This is a genomic window from Streptomyces sp. CA189 (assembly GCF_056428985.1).
Map to the genome: position 1 here is coordinate 1 of NZ_JBWJVM010000099.1, position 17465 is coordinate 17465.

Annotated in this window: 18 protein-coding genes; 12 read left to right on the forward strand and 6 right to left on the reverse strand. The window is 67.9% G+C overall.

The features are described 5' to 3' along the window. Positions 1-265 precede the first annotated feature (265 nt). From AC061S_RS39720 to bla, 5 genes are all read left to right on the forward strand, one after another. Entirely contained in the window at positions 266-394 is a 129-nt protein-coding gene (locus AC061S_RS39720) for a hypothetical protein (protein WP_478690739.1), read from the forward strand. A 142-nt stretch (positions 395-536) separates the two neighbouring features. Beyond that, a complete protein-coding gene (locus tag AC061S_RS39725; RefSeq protein ID WP_478690740.1) occupies positions 537-1061 on the forward strand; it encodes a hypothetical protein in 525 nt (174 codons plus the stop codon). A 37-nt stretch (positions 1062-1098) separates the two neighbouring features. Next, a complete protein-coding gene (locus AC061S_RS39730) occupies positions 1099-2190 on the forward strand; it encodes an IS630 family transposase (protein ID WP_478690741.1) in 1092 nt (363 codons plus the stop codon). Between the two features lie 27 nt (positions 2191-2217). Then, the gene (locus tag AC061S_RS39735) at positions 2218-2784 is read left to right on the forward strand and encodes a TetR/AcrR family transcriptional regulator (RefSeq protein ID WP_478690742.1); all 567 of its coding nucleotides are present in this window, start codon (positions 2218-2220) and stop codon (positions 2782-2784) included. A 258-nt stretch (positions 2785-3042) separates the two neighbouring features. Then, positions 3043-3957, forward strand: a complete 915-nt coding sequence (bla, locus tag AC061S_RS39740; RefSeq protein ID WP_478690743.1) for a class A beta-lactamase — start codon at positions 3043-3045, stop codon at positions 3955-3957. Positions 3958-4080: 123 nt separating this feature from the next. Here the strand turns inward: bla and AC061S_RS39745 are convergent, their stop codons facing one another. From AC061S_RS39745 to AC061S_RS39765, 5 genes are all read right to left on the reverse strand, one after another. Next, on the reverse strand, positions 4081-4698 hold the full coding sequence (locus AC061S_RS39745) for a thermonuclease family protein (RefSeq protein ID WP_478690744.1): 618 nt from the start codon (positions 4696-4698) through the stop codon (positions 4081-4083). Positions 4699-5148: 450 nt separating this feature from the next. Further along, complete coding sequence (locus AC061S_RS39750) at positions 5149-5727, reverse strand: fasciclin domain-containing protein (RefSeq protein WP_478690745.1); 579 nt, start codon at positions 5725-5727, stop codon at positions 5149-5151. A 595-nt stretch (positions 5728-6322) separates the two neighbouring features. Next, positions 6323-7780 (reverse strand): catalase, encoded by a 1458-nt coding sequence (locus AC061S_RS39755; RefSeq protein WP_478690760.1) that lies wholly within the window; start codon positions 7778-7780, stop codon positions 6323-6325. Between the two features lie 244 nt (positions 7781-8024). Next, positions 8025-8915, reverse strand: a complete 891-nt coding sequence (locus tag AC061S_RS39760; protein ID WP_478690746.1) for a 2-hydroxy-3-oxopropionate reductase — start codon at positions 8913-8915, stop codon at positions 8025-8027. A gap of 74 nt (positions 8916-8989) precedes the next feature. Further along, positions 8990-9823 carry a TIM barrel protein gene (locus AC061S_RS39765; RefSeq protein ID WP_243339126.1) on the reverse strand — a complete coding sequence of 278 codons (834 nt, stop codon included), beginning with the start codon at positions 9821-9823 and terminating at the stop codon, positions 8990-8992. Between the two features lie 126 nt (positions 9824-9949). Here AC061S_RS39765 and AC061S_RS39770 point away from each other — a divergent pair, with 126 nt between their 5' ends. From AC061S_RS39770 to AC061S_RS39800, 7 genes are all read left to right on the forward strand, one after another. Continuing rightward, entirely contained in the window at positions 9950-10201 is a 252-nt protein-coding gene (locus tag AC061S_RS39770) for a YkoF family thiamine-binding protein (protein WP_254381171.1), read from the forward strand. Further along, a complete protein-coding gene (locus AC061S_RS39775) occupies positions 10198-10596 on the forward strand; it encodes a helix-turn-helix domain-containing protein (protein ID WP_478690747.1) in 399 nt (132 codons plus the stop codon). The genes AC061S_RS39770 and AC061S_RS39775 overlap by 4 nt, the downstream gene beginning before the upstream one ends. Positions 10597-10750: 154 nt before the next feature. Next, on the forward strand, positions 10751-11266 hold the full coding sequence (gene uraD / locus AC061S_RS39780; RefSeq protein ID WP_478690748.1) for a 2-oxo-4-hydroxy-4-carboxy-5-ureidoimidazoline decarboxylase: 516 nt from the start codon (positions 10751-10753) through the stop codon (positions 11264-11266). Between the two features lie 8 nt (positions 11267-11274). Continuing rightward, the gene (gene uraH, locus AC061S_RS39785) at positions 11275-11682 is read left to right on the forward strand and encodes a hydroxyisourate hydrolase (RefSeq protein ID WP_478690749.1); all 408 of its coding nucleotides are present in this window, start codon (positions 11275-11277) and stop codon (positions 11680-11682) included. A gap of 1 nt (position 11683) precedes the next feature. Then, a complete protein-coding gene (gene pucL / locus AC061S_RS39790) occupies positions 11684-12607 on the forward strand; it encodes a factor-independent urate hydroxylase (RefSeq protein WP_327255912.1) in 924 nt (307 codons plus the stop codon). 209 nt (positions 12608-12816) lie between these two features. After that, positions 12817-14220 carry an 8-oxoguanine deaminase gene (locus tag AC061S_RS39795; protein ID WP_243339131.1) on the forward strand — a complete coding sequence of 468 codons (1404 nt, stop codon included), beginning with the start codon at positions 12817-12819 and terminating at the stop codon, positions 14218-14220. A gap of 389 nt (positions 14221-14609) precedes the next feature. Continuing rightward, positions 14610-16022 (forward strand): nucleobase:cation symporter-2 family protein, encoded by a 1413-nt coding sequence (locus tag AC061S_RS39800; protein ID WP_478690761.1) that lies wholly within the window; start codon positions 14610-14612, stop codon positions 16020-16022. A gap of 332 nt (positions 16023-16354) precedes the next feature. On the opposite strand, the gene AC061S_RS39805 is transcribed toward AC061S_RS39800, so the two are convergent. After that, complete coding sequence (locus AC061S_RS39805) at positions 16355-17428, reverse strand: Lrp/AsnC family transcriptional regulator (RefSeq protein ID WP_478690750.1); 1074 nt, start codon at positions 17426-17428, stop codon at positions 16355-16357. Positions 17429-17465 lie beyond the last annotated feature (37 nt).

The window sequence follows — 17465 nt, forward strand, 5'->3', positions numbered from 1 at the left end:
TGAGCCGGGAGTATGCCGCCCGCTCACGAGCGAGCTTCTTACGTCCCTGCGGCTGCCGGTCCTCGCGGATCTCGAAGCCCATGCCACCCCTTGAACTGGGGTGTTGCAACGACTCCTAGAACCCAAGGGAGGGACGGGGGCCGTTCCGCGTTCCCGTGGGGCCCCAGGTCCCGAAGCCGTTCCACCAGGCGGTACGCGGCGTCGACGGGCCCGAGGCACCGCACGAGCTGGACGCGGCCGCCGCGGACGGGCCGCGGGGGCCGTCATGGCGCTCGCCGTCATGGCGGAGGACTGGGGCGACGGCCGGCCCGTCCGCAGGCGGCCGACGCGCGATGCCCTGATGGCCGACGGGCGGTTCCTGCTGGACCGCTACGGCCCGGACGCCCGGTTCTGACCCGTCTCCCCGGCACGCGGACCCGCCCGGCGCCACGTCGACATGAGTCATCGTCATAAAAGTAACCAGTTAGTCAATTAGGCTGTCAACGACACGGCGAAACGACGTGAGCGACGTGAACGACGCAGCCGAAGGAATCCGCATGGGGAGATTCGCCTGGACCCTGTTAGCCGGCTTCGCCATCGGTACGACCGCGGTGCCCGTCGGGCTCTCGCTCTCCCTGCCCGGTCCCGTCGCACTGTTCGCGGTCCTTCTGGGCTCTGCCTGCTGCGTGGTCTTCGCGGTGCTCGCCATGGAACGGGCCCGGTCGCGCTGGCAGTCCTGGCAAGCCCGCCGGAAGTCGCCCGTGGTGAGCGCCGGTTCGGCGACGGGCACGTCCTCCGACGGCGCACCCTCCGACGGCGTGGCCGCCGTCGGGTCACGGGCGGTCGACCGGCTCTCCGGCCCGGCGGGGCGGCGGGCGCGGCGGGTCTTCGAGCGGTACGGCGTGGTGGGTTTCGGCATCGTGGGGCCCGCCCTCTTCGGCACCTGGGGCTCGTCCCTGCTCGGCGCCGCGCTGGGCATCCCCCGGTGGCGGCTGATCCGCTGGCTGATGGCCGGGGTCACCCTGTGGTGCACGGTTCTGCTGGTCGCGTCGGACGCGCTCCTCGACGCCTTCGGAATCTAACTAGTGACCTGAGTCTTAGGTTTGGCGTTAGTTCGGTATGAGTCGTCCGGGTCCGAAGATTCCGCCGTTGTCGGTGACCGATGCCCAGCGTGCTGTGTTGGAGGGCTGGTTACGTCGTCGCACGACGGCCCAGGCTCTGGCTCAGCGGTCCCGGATCGTGCTGGAGTGCGCGGACGGGCACTCGGTGATGGAAGTGTCGCGCCGGTTGCGGATCGCTCCCGATACGGTCCGCACCTGGCGGCGGCGCTTCATCGAGCACGGCCTGGACGGGCTGGGCGACGAGCCGCGGCCGGGCGTCCCGCGGAAGATCACCGACGCGGATGTCGAGCGGGTGATCGTCAAAACCCTGGAGGAGACGCCGAAGAACGCGACGCATTGGTCGACCAGGTCGATGGCCGCGGCGACGGGCATGTCGCAGTCGACGGTTTCGCGGATCTGGCGGGCGTTCGCCCTGGCCCCGCATCGTTCGCAGACGTTCAAATTGTCGACGGATCCTCTGTTCATCGACAAGGTTCGCGATGTGGTGGGCCTCTACCTCGACCCGCCGGAGAAGGCTTTGGTCCTCTGCGTGGATGAGAAGTCGCAGATCCAGGCCCTGGACCGGTCCCAGCCCGTCCTGCCGATGATGCCCGGCGTTCCCGAGCGACGCAGTCACGACTACATCCGCGCCGGCACCACCACCCTCTTCGCGGCGCTCGAGGTCGCGACCGGCAGGGTGATCGGATCGCTGCACCGCCGCCACCGGGCCGCCGAGTTCAAGAAGTTCCTGGCCAAGGTCGACAAGGAGGTCCCCGCCAGCCTCGAAGTCCACCTGATCCTGGACAACTACGCGACCCACAAGACGCCCGACATCAAGAAGTGGCTGCTGGCTCACCCGCGGTTCCACCTGCACTTCACGCCCACGAGTGCGTCGTGGCTGAACCTGGTGGAGCGGTGGTTCGCCGAGCTCACACAGAAGAAGCTCAAGCGTGGAGTCCACCGATCCGTCCAGGCACTCGAACGCGACATCCGTTCATGGCTGGCCGACTGGAACGACCAGCCCAGGCCCTTCGTCTGGACGAAGACAGCCGACGAAATCCTCGACAAAGTCGCCGCCTACTGCCACCGAATCTCTGACTCAGGTCACTAGTTAGTTCCCCCCGTTACGATGCCTCGCATGTCCCGCGCCGATGCAACCAAGGCCCGCATCCTCCAGGCCGCCACCGACGAGTTCGCCGCACACGGCATCGCCGGAGCCCGGGTGGACCGGATCGCCAAGGCGGCGGCTGCCAACAAGAACCTCATCTACGTCTATTTCTGCAGCAAGGACCAGCTCTTCGACGCGGTCTTCGACACCCACGTCACCCACGGTCTGAACGCGGTTCCCTTCACCCCCGAGGATCTCCCCGGGTACGCGGGGCGGCTCTTCGACTACTGCCGGCAGCACCCCGAGGTCATCCGGCTCGCCACCTGGCACCGACTGGAGCGCGGCGACAGCCACGACCGGGACCCCGCGGTCGCGGCACCGACACGCGACGCGAAGCTGGAGGCGCTCGACTCGGTGCAGAAGAAGGACGGCATCGGCGCCGATTTCTCCCCCACCGCGCTGCTCACCCTCGTCCTGAGCCTCGCCCTCGCATGGAACCCGAGCAATGCCACCGGGATGCCCGCCTCTACGACCGAGGACGAGAGCACCGACGACCGCCGCCGCTCGATCGTCCACGCCGTGCGCCGCCTCCTGTGACTCAAGCCCTGTTCGCACCACCCCGCGGCCTCGGCGCGGTGCAGGCGCCGGACCTGATGGGGGACCACGGTGCCCGCGAGGATCCATGAGGTTATGCGGGGTTTCTGAGTATGGGTACTCATGCATGCGCGCACGAGGCGCGCAAGGGTGGCAGGAGCCATGCAGCCGGGAGCCTCGTACCAGGTGTCGCATCCTTAGTGCATCCAGCCCGGCTGCCACGTGCGTCGTACGTCATGACGCCTCAGAAGGGGAAACGCCTTGCGCACCACAGGACCACGCCCGTCCCGCCGCGCCGCACTTGCTCTCGGTGCCGGTGCGGCACTCTCCGCCGCCCTGCCCCTCGGCGGAACGGCACACGCCTTACCCGCCGGGGACGGCATCACCTTGAGGCTGAGGGAGCTTGAGCAGCAGCACTCCGCCCGCCTCGGTGTCTTCGCCCGCAACATGCGTACCGGCAGGACGGTGGCGTACCGGGCCGACGAACGCTTCCCGATGTGCTCCCTGTTCAAGACGATCGCCGCCGCAGCCGTGCTGCGCGACCTCGACCACGACGGCGAGTTCCTGGCCAAGCGCATCCAGTACACCGATGAGTACGTAACGAAGTCGGGCTACTCCCCGGAGACCGGCAAGGCCGAGAACCTCGAAACCGGCATGACCGTCGCCCAGCTGTGCGACGCAGCCATCTGCCACAGCGACAACACCGCGGGAAACCTGCTGCTCCGCGAGCTGGGCGGACCTGCCGCCATCACCCGCTTCTGCCGCTCGATCGGGGACGGCAGGACCCGGCTCGATCGATGGGAGCCCGAACTCAACTCGGCAGAACCGTGGCGCGTCACCGACACCACCACCCCGCGCGCCATCGGCCGGACCTACGCGCGTCTCACGCTCGGTGACGCACTCACACCCCAAGACCGGGAACGGCTCGTCGGCTGGCTGCTCGCCAACACGACCAGCGGCGACAGATTCCGCGCAGGCCTCCCCGCCGACTGGATTCTCGCCGACAAGACCGGCGGCGGGAAGTACGGGGGCAACAACAACGCAGGCATCACCTGGCCCCCGGACAACGGGCCAATCGTGATGGCTGTCCTGACGACCAAACACGAGGAAGACGCCCCGTCCGACAACCCGCTGGTGGCCAAGACCGCCGCGTTGCTGGCGGCGGAACTCGTCTAGAGGGCTGCTGAAAATCTTGTTGTGGGGCTGTCCGGCCGGGGGCCGGGCGGCCCCGGATGGTGTGGGGGATGATGCCTCGCCGCGGGACTCGTCGGTTGCCCTTGGCGACGAGCCAGGCGGGGGTCATTTGCTGTCGCAGCCGATGCCGTCGCCGTCGCGGTCCAGCCGGTGTGGGTCGGCGGCTCCGACCCACACCGTGTTGGAGAGATCGGAGCAGTCCACATCGGGGATGCCTGCGGGTGGGCCTGGCGGCAGTCCGGCAGGATTATCCACATCCACATCCACATCCGGATCCGCTGACTCGGGCGTCTCGGCTGGTTCGGGCGTGGATCCAGGGCAGGCCGACCACAGGCCGGCTCCGGCTCTCCGGGCGGCTTCGTGGGCCTGTGAGATCTCCGGCCAGCGCGCGTCGTTGGGCGGGTAGAGCACCCCCTTGGCGTGACCGCTGCGGACCAGTGACGCGTTGACGAACACGCCCTGCTCGTTCCACACGTACAGCAGATGGCGGTCGTACGGATCCTTGAGCTCGGTGTCGCGTTCGATCCGCAGGCCGGAGCCTTGCGGTAGCAGCGCCTTGATCCGGGCCGTGGCGTCGCGGCTGAAGCAAGCCCCCTTCTCTGGCGCGTCGATGACCAGGAGCCGCACCCTTGACGTCACACCGGCGGGCAGGATGCCGCCGACGCCGCGGACCTCGATCGTGTCGCCATCGACGATGCCGACGACGGTGGGGCGTTGGGCCACCGACTCGCTCCGTTCGACGGGAGAGGGACCGATGCCATGTTCTTCCGCCCCGCTCTTCGACTGCACGGATGTCGGTGCGGGAGGGCTGGAGACCGGGCCGTCACCGTCGCTCGTGAGGTACCCGATGGTCGCCAGCCCGGTGAAGAGCCCGATGAGGGCGAAGAAGACGGTCCTCCACCGATGCCTCCCCTGTCTGCGTGAAGGAGGGCGCCGCGGGGCGTTACGGCGCCAGGGATCGGGATCGGGATGGGGGAAGGGACACATGGGGACCGCCTGGAGAACGGGCGAGTTTCGTCCCCCCAGCACAGGACTGCGTCCCGGTTGGTGTCCAGGAGCCGGATGTCAAGGCTGAGGAAACGGTGGATCAGCTTGATCTTCGACCTAAGGTCGAAGATCAAGCTGACGGGGCTGCGGTGTCAGAGTGCGCCCCGGCGCGGTTGTCCCGGGCGCTCACATCGGTGTGAGGACCGTGTCGATGATGTTGACCGTGGCGTTGGCGGTCTGGACGTCGCCGCAGACGATCTTTGCCTTTCCGTTGACGGTGAACGACTCACCGGATCCCGTCGTGGTCAGGGAGCCGCCTTCAAGAGTCTTGAACGAGCCGGTGCCGAGCTGGTTGGGTGTGATCTTCTCGCCCACCACGTGGTAGGTGAGGATCTTGGTCAGCTCGGCTTTGTCGGCGAGGATCTTGTCGAGGTCTGCCTTCGGGATCTTCGCGAAGGCGTCGTTGGTCGGCGCGAACACGGTGATGTCCTTGGCGTTGTTCAGGGTGTCGACAAGGCCGGCCTTCTTGACGGCGGTGACCAGCGTCGACAAGGCCGGGTTGTTGGACGCTGCGGTGGCCACGGGGTCCTCGGCCATGCCGGCGAGGCTGCCGGAGCCCTCCTTGGGGACCGACGCACAGGCAGGGCCGTAAGGGTCGGCCTGCTGGGAGCCGGCGAACGCCGGGGCTGCGACACCCAGGGCGACGGGGAGAGCGAACGCCGTCGCCACGAGGGCGGCGCTGCGGCGGATGTGTCGGGTGCTCATGTGTCCTCCTTCCGGAGGCGGGCCTTGCTGGGGCCGCTCCGCCGCAGGGCCCGATCGCCCCCGAGGCGACGGTGCGAGAGGGAAAGGCCGCTGCCCGCCCGGTCTTCTTCCATGGACGGGGCTGTTCACCCTCTACCGCTCATTCGTAGCCGTACGGCAGAGCGATTGCTAGAGGAACATACAGAAAAGCCCCACATGGCAAAGAGCCGAGTCACGGGACCGTCCGTGACTCGGCTCTTTGAGTGTGTGTTGCTTGTTACCGCCCGACGGTACGAGGCTGGCGCGACAGGACGTTCGCACCGCCGGGCGGAGAGTGTGGGGAGGTTCTCGCCTCTATACAGGGGACTCTGTGCGTGGCCCCTGTATAGAGAGGAGTGGTTTGGCTGGGACCGTGGCGAACGGCGACGAGAACTCCGGCTTCGTCTCCCTCAGGTCAAGAGACGGGCCTCGGAACCCATTACCACCGCACTGGCTCGCACGCTCGCCACGGTCCTCGTCCTGCCCTCACCGCGTACCACCCCTCATCCGGGTCCGCGGTGTGGGCTCAGCACCCGGATCCTGACCTCCCGTCAGGATCCCGGCGCAGCTTGTGGGCTCAGGCGTCGCGCAGGGCGCGGACGGCCTCCTCGACGCGCTTGCCGTAGTCGGCGTCCGCGGCGTGGAAGTGAGCCAGGTTCTTCTCGATGACGTCCTCGAGGGTGACCTGAGACAGGCCGCCGGCGATGGTCGCCACCAGACGCTGCTTCTCGGCCTCCGACATCAGGCGGTAGAGCTCACCGGCCTGGAAGAAGTCGTCGTCCTTGGTGTGGGCCGGAGCCTCGTGGGTGCCCGTGTAGCCGGAGACGGCCTTCGGGGCGCCCAGCGCCAGACCGGTCTCGGCCGGACCCTGGTGCGAGTTGGGCTCGTAGTTCTTGTCGTAGCGCGAGCCGTTGCGCAGCGCCATGACGCCGTCGCGGCCGTAGTTGTCGGCCTTCGTCGCCTTCGGAGCGTTGACCGGGATCAGGGTGTGGTTCACACCGAGGCGGTAGCGCTGGGCGTCGGCGTACGCGAAGAGGCGGCCCTGGAGCATCTTGTCCGGCGAGGCGGTGATGCCCGGGACGAAGTTGTTCGGGGAGAACGCGGCCTGCTCGACCTCGGCGAAGACGTTGTCCGGGTTGCGGTCGAGGACCAGACGGCCCACGCGCTGCAGCGGGTAGTCGCTGTGCGGCCACACCTTGGTGAGGTCGAACGGGTTGAAGCGGTAGTCCGCGGCCTCGGAGGCCGGCATGACCTGGACGTACAGGGTCCAGCTCGGGTTCACACCGCGCTCGATGGCCTGCAGCAGGTCGGTCTGGTGCGAGTTGGCGTCGGAGCCGACGAGCTCGGCGGCCTGCTCGCCCGACAGGCAGCGGATGCCCTGGTTCGTCTTGAAGTGGTACTTGACGAAGAAGGCCTCGCCCTGCTCGTTGGTCCACTGGTACGTGTGGGAGCCGTAGCCGTTCATGTGACGGTACGACGCCGGGATGCCGCGGTCACCCATCAGCCAGGTGATCTGGTGCGTCGCCTCGGGGGCGTGCGCCCAGAAGTCCCAGACGTTGTCCGCTTCCTGCTTGCCCGTGAAGGGGTCGCGCTTCTGGGAGTGGATGAAGTCGGGGAACTTGATCGGGTCCTTGATGAAGAACACCGGGGTGTTGTTGCCGACGAGGTCGTAGTTGCCCTCTTCGGTGTAGAACTTCAGCGCGAAGCCGCGCGGGTCGCGGACCGCGTCCGCGCCGCCCAGCGAGTCGGCCACGGTGGAGAACCGCAGGAAGGTCTCGGTCTTCTTGCCGACCGTGTTCAGGAACGCGGCGCTGGTGTACGCGGTGACGTCGTCGGTCACCTCGAAGTGGCCGTACGCGGCAGAGCCGCGGGCGTGCACCACGCGCTCCGGGATGCGCTCGCGGTTGAAGCGGGCGAGCTTCTCGAGGAGCTGCTGGTCCTGGATCAGCAGGGGGCCACCGACGCCGGCGGTAGCGGAGTTCTGGTTGTCGGCGACCGGGGCGCCAGACTCGGTCGTCAGCGTGCGCTTCGACATGGTGACCTTCCGTACGGGGAACTGCTGACGGAATCCGTCTTCCGTCATGCGGAACAGCCTAATTTCGGCATGAACTCGACGTCAACAGTTTGTTGAAAGAAAGAGTGGAGGAGAGGTAATCCGGACGGTGCCGGCACTTGGGCGCGACAGGACAGGTGTCAGCACCGGCACCATCCGGAAACTCAGGGCCCCGTGAGCGGGGCGGGTGGCGGCCCTAGGATCGGGCCGCCGATCGGAGCGGAGCTCAGATCTGGGCGCCGGAGAGGCGCTCGACCGCGCGGAGCAGCGCGGAGTGGTCCAGGCCACCGTCACCCTGGGCGCGCAGCGAGGCGACCAGCTGGGCGACGACCGCGCCGACCGGCAGGGCCGCACCGACGTTGCGGGCGGCGTCGGTGACGATGCCCATGTCCTTGTGGTGCAGGTCGATCCGGAAACCGGGCTTGAAGTCGCGGTTCAGGAAGTTGGCCTTCTTGCGGGTCAGGACCGTGGAGCCGGCCAGACCGCCGTTGAGCACGTCCAGAGCGGCTTCGAGGTTCACGCCCGACTTCTCGAGGAAGACGACGGCCTCGGCGCACGCCTGGATGTTCACCGCGACGATGAGCTGGTTGGCAGCCTTCACCGTCTGGCCGGAGCCGTGCGGGCCACACAGGACGATGACCTTGCCGAGGGCCTCGAGGACCGGCAGGGCCTCGTCGAAGTCGGCCTGGTCGCCACCCACCATGATCGACAGGACGGCCTCGATGGCACCGGCCTCGCCACCGGACACCGGGGCGTCGATGACGCGGATGCCCTTGGCGGCGGCGTTCTTCGCCAGGTCGATCGAGGTCTGCGGGGTGATCGACGACATGTCGATGATCAGCGCGCCGGACTTGGCGTTCTCGAGGATGCCGTTCTCACCGTAGGAGATGGCCTCGACCTGCGGGGAGGCGGGCACCATCGTGATGATCACGTCGGCGTCCTTGACCGCGTCGGCGATCGAACCGGCGACAGCGCCACCGGCCGCGGCCAGGCGGTCCAGCTTGTCCTGCTCCAGCGTGAAGCCGGTGACCGAGTAGCCGGCCTTCAGGAGGTTCTCGGCCATGGGGGAGCCCATGATGCCAAGTCCGACCCATGCGATCTTGGGGAGGTTGCTCATGATGAGGGTCCTTCTCTTAATGCTTCGTACGAAAAGTTCGTCAGGTGCCTGGCTGTTCGCCCGGACTTTTCCGCTTACTTCGCGGCGCGGGCCTCGGCGGGCAGCCACGCGAAGGAGGCGGCGGCGTCGGCGGCCTTGTACTCGAGACCGACAAAGCCCTGGTAGCCGGCCTTCTGGAGCTGGTCGAGCAGCTCTTCGAGGGGCAGCTCGCCGGTGCCGGGGGCACCTCGTCCCGGCTTGTCCGCGATCTGGACGTGTCCGGTCTTGGCGGCGTACTTTTCGATGACCTCGGAGAGGTCCTCATCGTTCATCGCCAGGTGGTACAGGTCGAGCAGGAACTTGGCGTTCCCGAGGCCGGTGGCCTCGTTCACCTTGTCCACTACCTCGATGCCGGCCGGGGCGCTCACCAGGGGGTAGAGCGGCGACTCGGGCTTGTTCAGGGTCTCGATCAGGAGGATCGCGCCGACGCGGTCCGCGGCCTGAGCCGCCACGACCAGGTTCTTCAGCGCGAGCTCGTCCTGAACGGCCGGGTCCACGCCTTCGACGCGGTTGCCGTACAGGGCGTTCAGCGCCTTGCAGCCAACCGAGGCGGCGAAGTCCGCAGCCACGTTGATGTTGGCGTTGAAGCGCTCCGACTCCTCACCGGGAACCGAGACCGCACCGCGGTCCGGACCCGGCAGCTGGCCGGCGTAGAAGTTCAGGCCCACCAGCTGGGTGCCGGCGTCCTCAAGAGCGGTCTTGAGGGCGTCGAGCTCCTCCTGAGCGGGGGTGGGGGTCTCGATCCAGGGCCACCACAGCTCGACCGCCGTGAAGCCCGCTGCGGCGGCAGCCGCGGGACGCTCCAGGAGCGGGAGTTCCGTGAAGAGGATCGAAAGATTTACATCGAAGCGCTGGTCCGTGTATCCCATGAGGGGTGTGCGCTCCTTCCGTATTGCGGAAGTTAGTTTCTGCCTGATGGAAGACTGCAAGCAGGGCGGCCTGGTTGTCAAGTACCGCCTCCCGAAAAGTCCGGACTGCCAGGTAGCTTGAGCGGCGTGCGATTGAGAGTGGAGTTCACGACCGAGCCCTTCGATCTAGAAGAGGCCCCCGCCCATGCCGTAGCCGCTCGCGAGGTCATCCAGACGGCCCAGTTGGACGCGGTGGATGTAGGCCCGTTCGGCAATACGGCCGAGGGGGAGTCCGAAGCGGTGCTGACCGCGGTCACCGCGCTGCTGCGGAACTCCCTGGAGGCCGGAGCCACGCGCGTTTCGCTCCAGGTCAACGTGATCGGGGAGGAGGCGCCATGACCGAGCCCCGGGACCACCCCTTCGTCGCCGCGGTCAAGCCGCTGGTGGACGCGATGGGCGGCGAGCTGATGGATCCGTCCCTGGCCCAGCCCGACGACGTCGTGCTGGCCTGGGAGGGCCAGGACCTGCTCGCCGTACGGCTTCCGCAGCTCTCGGACTCGCTGGACCACATCCTGGCGGCGCTGGAGCGCCGGCACGGCGTACCGTTGTCCCAGCTCGACCGGAAGTCCAAGCAGGACGTCGTACGGATACTGGAGGCGCGCGGCGCCTTCTCGGTCCGGCACGGTGTGGAAACGGTTGCGGGAGCCCTGGGCGTAAGCCGCTTCACGGTCTACAACTACCTGAACCGGGACTCGAGCACTCCCAAAGGGTCCGCCGCGACCAACCAAGAGTGAATCCTGATTGACTCACCGTGACGAGCCGCCGCCCAATTCACCCGGGCGGCGGCTTTTGTGTACGGGAAGTTTCAACAAAGTGTTGACGCCGTGTTGTCGAGGGCGTTAGCTATGCGCAGCCCGTCAAAGCAACAACAGGCCACGGAGGCCTACCGTGACTTCGAGTCCGACCCCGGGTCTCACCCGGTTCAACGCCTTGGACGACAGCGCGGCCACGGCCGAGCTGCACGAGGTGTGTGCCAGCTCGGCATGGGGCAGCAAGCTGCTCGCCCAGCGCCCCTTCACCAGCGTCGAAACCCTGTTCTCCGTGAACGAGGCCGCCATGGCCGAGCTCACCGCGGAGGACCTGGGCGAGGCGATGGGTGGACACGCGCCGATCGGCCGGCCGAAGCCGGGAGACCCGACCTCCGCCCGCGAACAGCGCGGCATGGCCGGTGCCTCTGAGGAGCTCAAGACCGAGCTCCTCGAACTGAACCTGGCCTACCAGGACAAGTTCGGCCACGTCTTCCTCATCTGCGCCACCGGTGCGACCGGTGAGTTCATGCGGGACGCGGTCAAGGTCCGGATCGAGAACTCGCCGGAACAGGAGCGGGAAACCGCTCGTGGCGAGCTCGTCAAGATCAACCGGATTCGGCTGACCCGTCTCGTGGAATCCGTAGAAGGAGAGTAAGACCGAGCATGAGCACTGAGACCACCGCGTCGGTGTCCACGCACATCCTGGACACCAGCATCGGAAAGCCCGCCGAAGGCGTCGCGATCTCCCTGTCGGCCCGTACGGGTCTCGACGGCGAGTGGGCGGCCCTGGGCGGATCCGCCACCGATGTGGACGGGCGCTGCAAGGACCTGCCGGCGCTGCCGGAGGGCACCACCCACGTGCGCCTCGACTTCGAGACCGAGACGTACTTCTTGAATAAGCACAGTTCCAAGAAGCAAGCCGCCGAGGCACAGCAGGACGCCCCCCGCGTAAGGGACAGCGGTGCGTTCTTCCCCGAGGTCACCATCACCTTCGCGGTGAACCCGGGCGAGCACTATCACGTACCGCTGCTGCTCAACCCGTTCGGCTACTCCGTTTACCGAGGGAGCTAGCATGGCCACCATTCTGGGCCAGAACCAGTACGGCAAAGCAGAGAACCGCGTAGTCAAGATCACGCGGGACGGCGACACCCACCACATCAAGGACCTGAACGTCTCGGTCGCCCTGTCGGGCGACATGGACGACGTCCACTACTCCGGCTCGAACGCCAACGTCCTGCCGACGGACACCACCAAGAACACGGTGTACGCGTTCGCCAAGGAGTACGGCATCGAGTCCGCCGAGCAGTTCGGCATCCACCTGGCGCGTTGGTTCGTCAACAGCCAGGAGCCGATCCAGAAGGCCCGCATCCGGATCGAGGAGTACTCCTGGTCCCGGATCGCGACCTCGGACGCGAACTCCAAGTTCATCGGCTCCGACGAGGTGAACCACTCCTTCGTCCGCGAGGGCATGGAGACCCGCGTCACCCAGATCACGTACGACGGCAAGAACTGGGAGGTCATCTCCGGCCTCAAGGACCTGGTCGTCATGAACTCCACGAACTCCGAGTTCTGGGGTTACGTGAAGGACAAGTACACGACCCTGAAGGAGGCCTACGACCGCATCCTGGCGACCCAGGTTTCGGCTCGCTGGCGCTTCGCCTGGTCGGATGACGAGCAGCGGATGCCCAACTGGGAGAAGTCCTACGCCGAGACCCGGAAGCACATGCTCCAGGCCTTCGCGGAGACCTACTCCCTGTCGCTGCAGCAGACCCTGTACCAGATGGGTTCGCGCATCATCAACCACCGTTCGGAGATCGACGAGGTTCGCTTCTCGCTCCCGAACAAGCACCACTTCCTCGTCGACCTCGAGCCCTTCGGTCTCAAGAACGACAACGAGGTCTACTTCGCCGCGGACCGCCCGTACGGTCTGATCGAGGCGACGGTCCTCCGCGACGGCGTAGACGCCCGCATCCCCGTGGACATGACCAACCTCTGATGTGGCACGCGCGTCCCGGGGCTCCGCAGTGGCCCCGGGGCGGCGCGACACCTGTCAGCACTTTCAACACTTTTGAACTTCCTGAATCGGCACCCGGACGCACCACACGGGGCGGCAGTACTGTCAGCTGTCAAGGCCCCCGGCTCCGGCACTCAAATCCCCTGGGTTTTGCCGTGCCCGCACCGCCACTGAAAGCACGAGGAAGTCCCATGGCAGCATCGGCAGCCAATGACAGCGCCGTAGAGCGCATCGTCATCGAAAACTGTGCGATTGCGACCGTCGACGCCAACGACACCGAGTACGCCTCGGGTCACGTGGTGCTCGCCGGTAACAAGATCGAGTTCGTCGGCGCGGGCAAGGCCCCCGAGAACCTCGAGAACGTCGTCCGCCGCATCGACGGCACCGGGCACCTCGTGACCCCCGGTCTGGTCAACACGCACCACCACTTCTACCAGTGGATCACGCGTGGCCTGGCCACCGACCACAACCTCTTCAACTGGCTGGTCGCGCTGTACCCGACGTGGGCGCGCATCGACGAGCAGATGACGTACACGGCCGCGCAGGGCTCCCTCGCCGCGATGGCCAAGGGTGGCGTCACCACCGCGATGGACCACCACTACGTCTTCCCCAAGGGTTCGGGCGACCTCTCCGGGTCGATCATCCGCGCCGCGTCCGAGATGGGCGTCCGCTTCACCCTCGCCCGCGGTTCGATGGACCGCAGCGAGAAGGACGGCGGCCTGCCGCCGGACCACGCGGTCGAGACCCTCGAAGGTGCCCTCGCGGACACCGAGGCGACCGTGAAGAAGTACCACGACGCCTCCTTCGACGCGATGACCCAGGTCGCCGTCGCCCCGTGCTCCCCCTTCTCGGTCTCCACCGAGCTGCTGAAGCAGGGTGCCGAGATGGCCCGCCGCCTGGGTGTGCGCATGCACACGCACGGCTCGGAGACCGTCGAGGAAGAGCAGTTCTGCAAGGAACTGTTCGGCATGGGCCCGACCGACTACTTCGAGTCGACCGGCTGGCTCGGCGAGGACGTGTGGATGGCGCACAGCGTCCACATGAACGACTCCGACATCGCCGCGTTCGCCCGTACCAAGACCGGTGTCGCGCACTGCCCGTCCTCCAACGCCCGTCTGGCCGCCGGCATCGCCCGCGTCCCGGACATGCTCGCCGCCGGCGTCCCGGTCGGCCTCGGCGTGGACGGCACCGCCTCGAACGAGTCCGGTGAGCTGCACACCGAGCTGCGCAACGCGCTGCTGATCAACCGTCTGAACCCGGTCCACCGCGAGCGCGCCCTGAACGCCCGCCAGGCCCTGCGCCTCGGTACGTTCGGTGGCGCCCAGGTCCTCGGCCGCGCCTCGAACATCGGTTCGCTGGAGGTCGGCAAGTGCGCCGACCTGGTGCTCTGGAACCTGAACACCCTCCTGCACTCCTCGATCGCCGACCCGGTCACCGCTCTGGTCTTCGGTGCGGCGGCCCCGGTCACCGCGTCGTTCGTCAACGGCAAGCAGATCGTCGAGAACAACCGTCTCCTCTTCGCCGACGAGGACGCCATCGCCGTGTCCACGCGGGAAGAGGCCCAGCGCCTCGCGCGGATCTCCGCGCAGGCCTGATCCCACGGAGTCCGGCCGGGGGGGACGGCCCCCGGCCGGCGGCCGCGGACCCGAGCGGGGTCCGCGGCAGCTGTTCCCGGGTAGCGCCCGAGGATTTTTCCGAGGGCGCCCCGGGAGCGGTGACTCGTGCAGGTTGCTCCGCAGCTCGTGCCACCAGCCCCGCAGCTCGTGTCATTCGCTCGGCAGCCCATGTACCGCGCCACTGCTACGGCACCGCCAGCTCATTTTCTGAATGTGCGTGGAACGACTCGGGCGAACCGTTTCCGCACCCCTTGGGACAAGCATTCGCAGCACCCACAACTCCATAAAGGCTCGACTCGTACAGCTTTCGCATCACCTCCCAGACACATCACGTCCCTGCCGGCGTGTTAAACAGTTCGGAGGAAGCCGTGGCCCAGGCGCCCAGGTTTCGCAAAGACGCAGACGCAGTCGCAGTACCGCAGGTCGCGGACGACTCAGGGGTGAAGCACCCGGTCGACGAGACCTTGCCACCGCTGAAAATGTTCACCAGCGGTCTCCAGCACGTAGCCGCCATGTACGCGGGTGTAGTCGCCCCGCCCATGATCGTCGGCCCGGCCGTAGGCCTCTCCGCCACCGAGACCGCCTTCCTGATGGGCGCCTCGCTCTTCACCGCAGGGCTCGCCACCCTCCTCCAGACCCTCGGGTTCTGGAAGATCGGCGCCAAGCTCCCCTTCGTCAACGGCGTTTCCTTCGCCGGTGTGACCCCGATGATCGCCATCGGAAAGGGGGAGGGCGACAACGCCATCCCGATCATCTTCGGTGCGATCATCGTCGCCGGAATCCTCGGCTACTTCGCCGCCCCGTACTTCGGCAAACTGGTCCGGTTCTTCCCACCGGTCGTCACCGGTACGGTCATCACCCTGATCGGCGTCTCGCTGCTCCCCGTGGCCTTCAACTGGTCCCAGGGCGGCAACAGCACCGCCGCCGACTACGGCTCGATGAAGAACATCGCCATGGCCGCCGTCACCCTCGCGATCGTGCTGCTGATGCGCAAGTTCCTGCGCGGCTTCCTCCAGCAGATCTCCATCCTCCTCGGCCTGGTCGCCGGCACGCTCATAGCGCTGCCGCTGGGCATGACGAACTTCGACGCCGTCGCCAACGCCGATCTCGTCGGCTTCCCGACGCCGTTCCACTTCGGGGCCCCGCAGTTCCAGGTCGCCGCGATCATCTCCATGTGCATCGTGATGCTGGTGTGCATGACCGAGTCCACCGCCGACATCCTCGCGCTGGGCAAGATCGTCGGCCGCCCGGCGGACGCGAAGACCATCGAGGGCGGCCTGCGCGCCGACACCCTGGGCAGCGCGCTCAGCCCGCTGTTCAACGGGTTCATGTGCAGTGCCTTCGCGCAGAACATCGGCCTGGTCGCCATGACCAAAGTCCGCAGCCGGTTCGTGGTCGCGGCCGGCGGCGGCATCCTGATCCTGCTGGGCCTGTGCCCGATCGCCGCCTCCGTCATCGGAGTCGTACCGCTGCCGGTCCTCGGCGGCGCGGGCATCGTCCTCTTCGGCTCGGTGGCCGCCAGCGGCATCCAGACCCTGGCCGGCGCGGCCATGGAGAAGGGCGAGAACGCCCTGATCGTCGCCGCCTCGCTCGGCATCGGCCTGATCCCGATCGCGGCCCCCGGCTTCTACCACGCCTTCCCCGAGGACCTGCTGGTCGTCCTCGACTCCGGCATCAGCACCGGCTGCGTCGTGGCCATCCTGCTGAACCTGGCCTTCAACCACCTCGGCGCCAAGAAGGGATCGGCCTCGGCCACCCCGGATCCGGTGCTGGTGCACTGACCGGGCTGTGCCCGGCCGGTGTGCGCTGACCGGGCTGTGCCCGGCCGGTGTGCGGGATACGGCGGTGCGTACGTCACCCACTGCGGGGTTGGCGTCCGCACCGCCGTACGCGTTTTCGGCGCGGCTGCCCCGGCGGGCGGCGGTGGCCCGTGACGTCACGGGCAGGCTCCGGCCGAGGTTCCCGGGGCTCCGCCCCGGACCCCGCGCCTCAAACGCCGGTGGGGCTGGAAATGCCCCGGACTCCGCGCCTCAAACGCCGGTGGGGCTGGAAATGCCCCGGACTCCACGCCTCGCACGGCGGCGGGGCTGGAAGACGTCCCGGGCCCCGCGCCTCACACGCCGGCGGGGCTGGACATGTCCAGGACCGGATCCGACCAGATGTCCGGGGAGACCGTGCGCACCCGGTGGCCGCGCCGGTCCAGTTCCTGGGCCTCGGACTTCCGGACCTGCAGGGCCACCGCCGAGTCCGTGATGCGCAGGCCCGGCAGCCGTCGGGTGAGCTCCGCCGTGTAGCGGGAGAGGTCCTCCACCGTGCGCAGCCTGGCGCTGATCATGAAGTTCCAGGGGCCGCTGACGGACATGCAGATACGGGTCTCGCGCAGCCCCGCGGCCACCGCCGCGCAGTCGGCGAGCTCGAACTCGGAGGCCTCCGCCCACAGCGTCGCCGACACCGGCCAGCCCGACAGCCCGGAGGCCAGCGCGCAGCTGTAGCGCAGGCTCAGTCCGCCCTCCAGCCGCGCCAGCCGGCGCCGTACGGTCGACTCGCTCATCCCGAACTCCCGGGCCAGCGAGGCCACGCTGCGCCGTGCGTCCGAGGCCAGGGCCAGGACCAGCGGCCGGTCCTCCTCCTGGAGCGGCGTCACCGCCTGCCGGTCCGGGCCGCCGGCCGCCGCCGGCCGCCGGGTCCGCTTGGTCAGCAGGCCGATCTGGGCGGGGGTGAGCTGGTCCAGGCGCCAGCGGTCGGGGGCGTAGTGCACCGCCGTCACCATCGAGGTGCGGGTGCCGACGACGCCCGGGATCCGCTGCACCCGGGAGGACAGGTAGGAGTACAGCGTGGGCAGGTCGGGTACGGCCACGAAGACGAGCAGGTCCCGGCCCCCGGTGGTGTGCTCCACCCCCAGGGCGTGCGGATCCGCCACGAGCACGTCCCCCACCGAAGACGAGGTGCCCGCGGTGCAGGTGACCTCCACCCACGCCATACAGGGCTTCGTGACGCCGGTGCGCAGCCCGAGTCCGCTCAGCCACGCCTCGCCGGATCCGGTCAGCCGTTCCCAGCGGCGCGCCAGGGTGTCCGGGCGCGCGCCGAGGACCAGACCCAGCAGTTCCCAGCTCGCGCGGGGTGCGAGCTGGAGTGCGTGGACGAGTGCCCGGTCCGTGTCGTCGATGGCGGAAATGGCCGAGTTCATACCCTCCCCTTGGTGGTTCTCCCGGTCGGTGACGGGA

Bases quoted from the DNA above. Each gene is read 5' to 3' on its own strand.
- AC061S_RS39735 (WP_478690742.1), top strand. From the start codon at position 2,218: ATGTCCCGCGCCGATGCAACCAAGGCCCGCATCCTCCAGGCCGCCACC.
- pucL (WP_327255912.1), top strand. From the start codon at position 11,684: ATGGCCACCATTCTGGGCCAGAACCAGTACGGCAAAGCAGAGAACCGC.
- AC061S_RS39720 (WP_478690739.1), top strand. From the start codon at position 266: ATGGCGCTCGCCGTCATGGCGGAGGACTGGGGCGACGGCCGGCCCGTC.
- AC061S_RS39750 (WP_478690745.1), bottom strand. From the start codon at position 5,727: ATGAGCACCCGACACATCCGCCGCAGCGCCGCCCTCGTGGCGACGGCG.
- AC061S_RS39725 (WP_478690740.1), top strand. From the start codon at position 537: ATGGGGAGATTCGCCTGGACCCTGTTAGCCGGCTTCGCCATCGGTACG.
- AC061S_RS39765 (WP_243339126.1), bottom strand. From the start codon at position 9,823: ATGGGATACACGGACCAGCGCTTCGATGTAAATCTTTCGATCCTCTTC.
- AC061S_RS39760 (WP_478690746.1), bottom strand. From the start codon at position 8,915: ATGAGCAACCTCCCCAAGATCGCATGGGTCGGACTTGGCATCATGGGC.
- AC061S_RS39755 (WP_478690760.1), bottom strand. From the start codon at position 7,780: ATGTCGAAGCGCACGCTGACGACCGAGTCTGGCGCCCCGGTCGCCGAC.
- AC061S_RS39805 (WP_478690750.1), bottom strand. From the start codon at position 17,428: ATGAACTCGGCCATTTCCGCCATCGACGACACGGACCGGGCACTCGTC.
- AC061S_RS39775 (WP_478690747.1), top strand. From the start codon at position 10,198: ATGACCGAGCCCCGGGACCACCCCTTCGTCGCCGCGGTCAAGCCGCTG.
- uraH (WP_478690749.1), top strand. From the start codon at position 11,275: ATGAGCACTGAGACCACCGCGTCGGTGTCCACGCACATCCTGGACACC.
- AC061S_RS39795 (WP_243339131.1), top strand. From the start codon at position 12,817: ATGGCAGCATCGGCAGCCAATGACAGCGCCGTAGAGCGCATCGTCATC.
- AC061S_RS39730 (WP_478690741.1), top strand. From the start codon at position 1,099: ATGAGTCGTCCGGGTCCGAAGATTCCGCCGTTGTCGGTGACCGATGCC.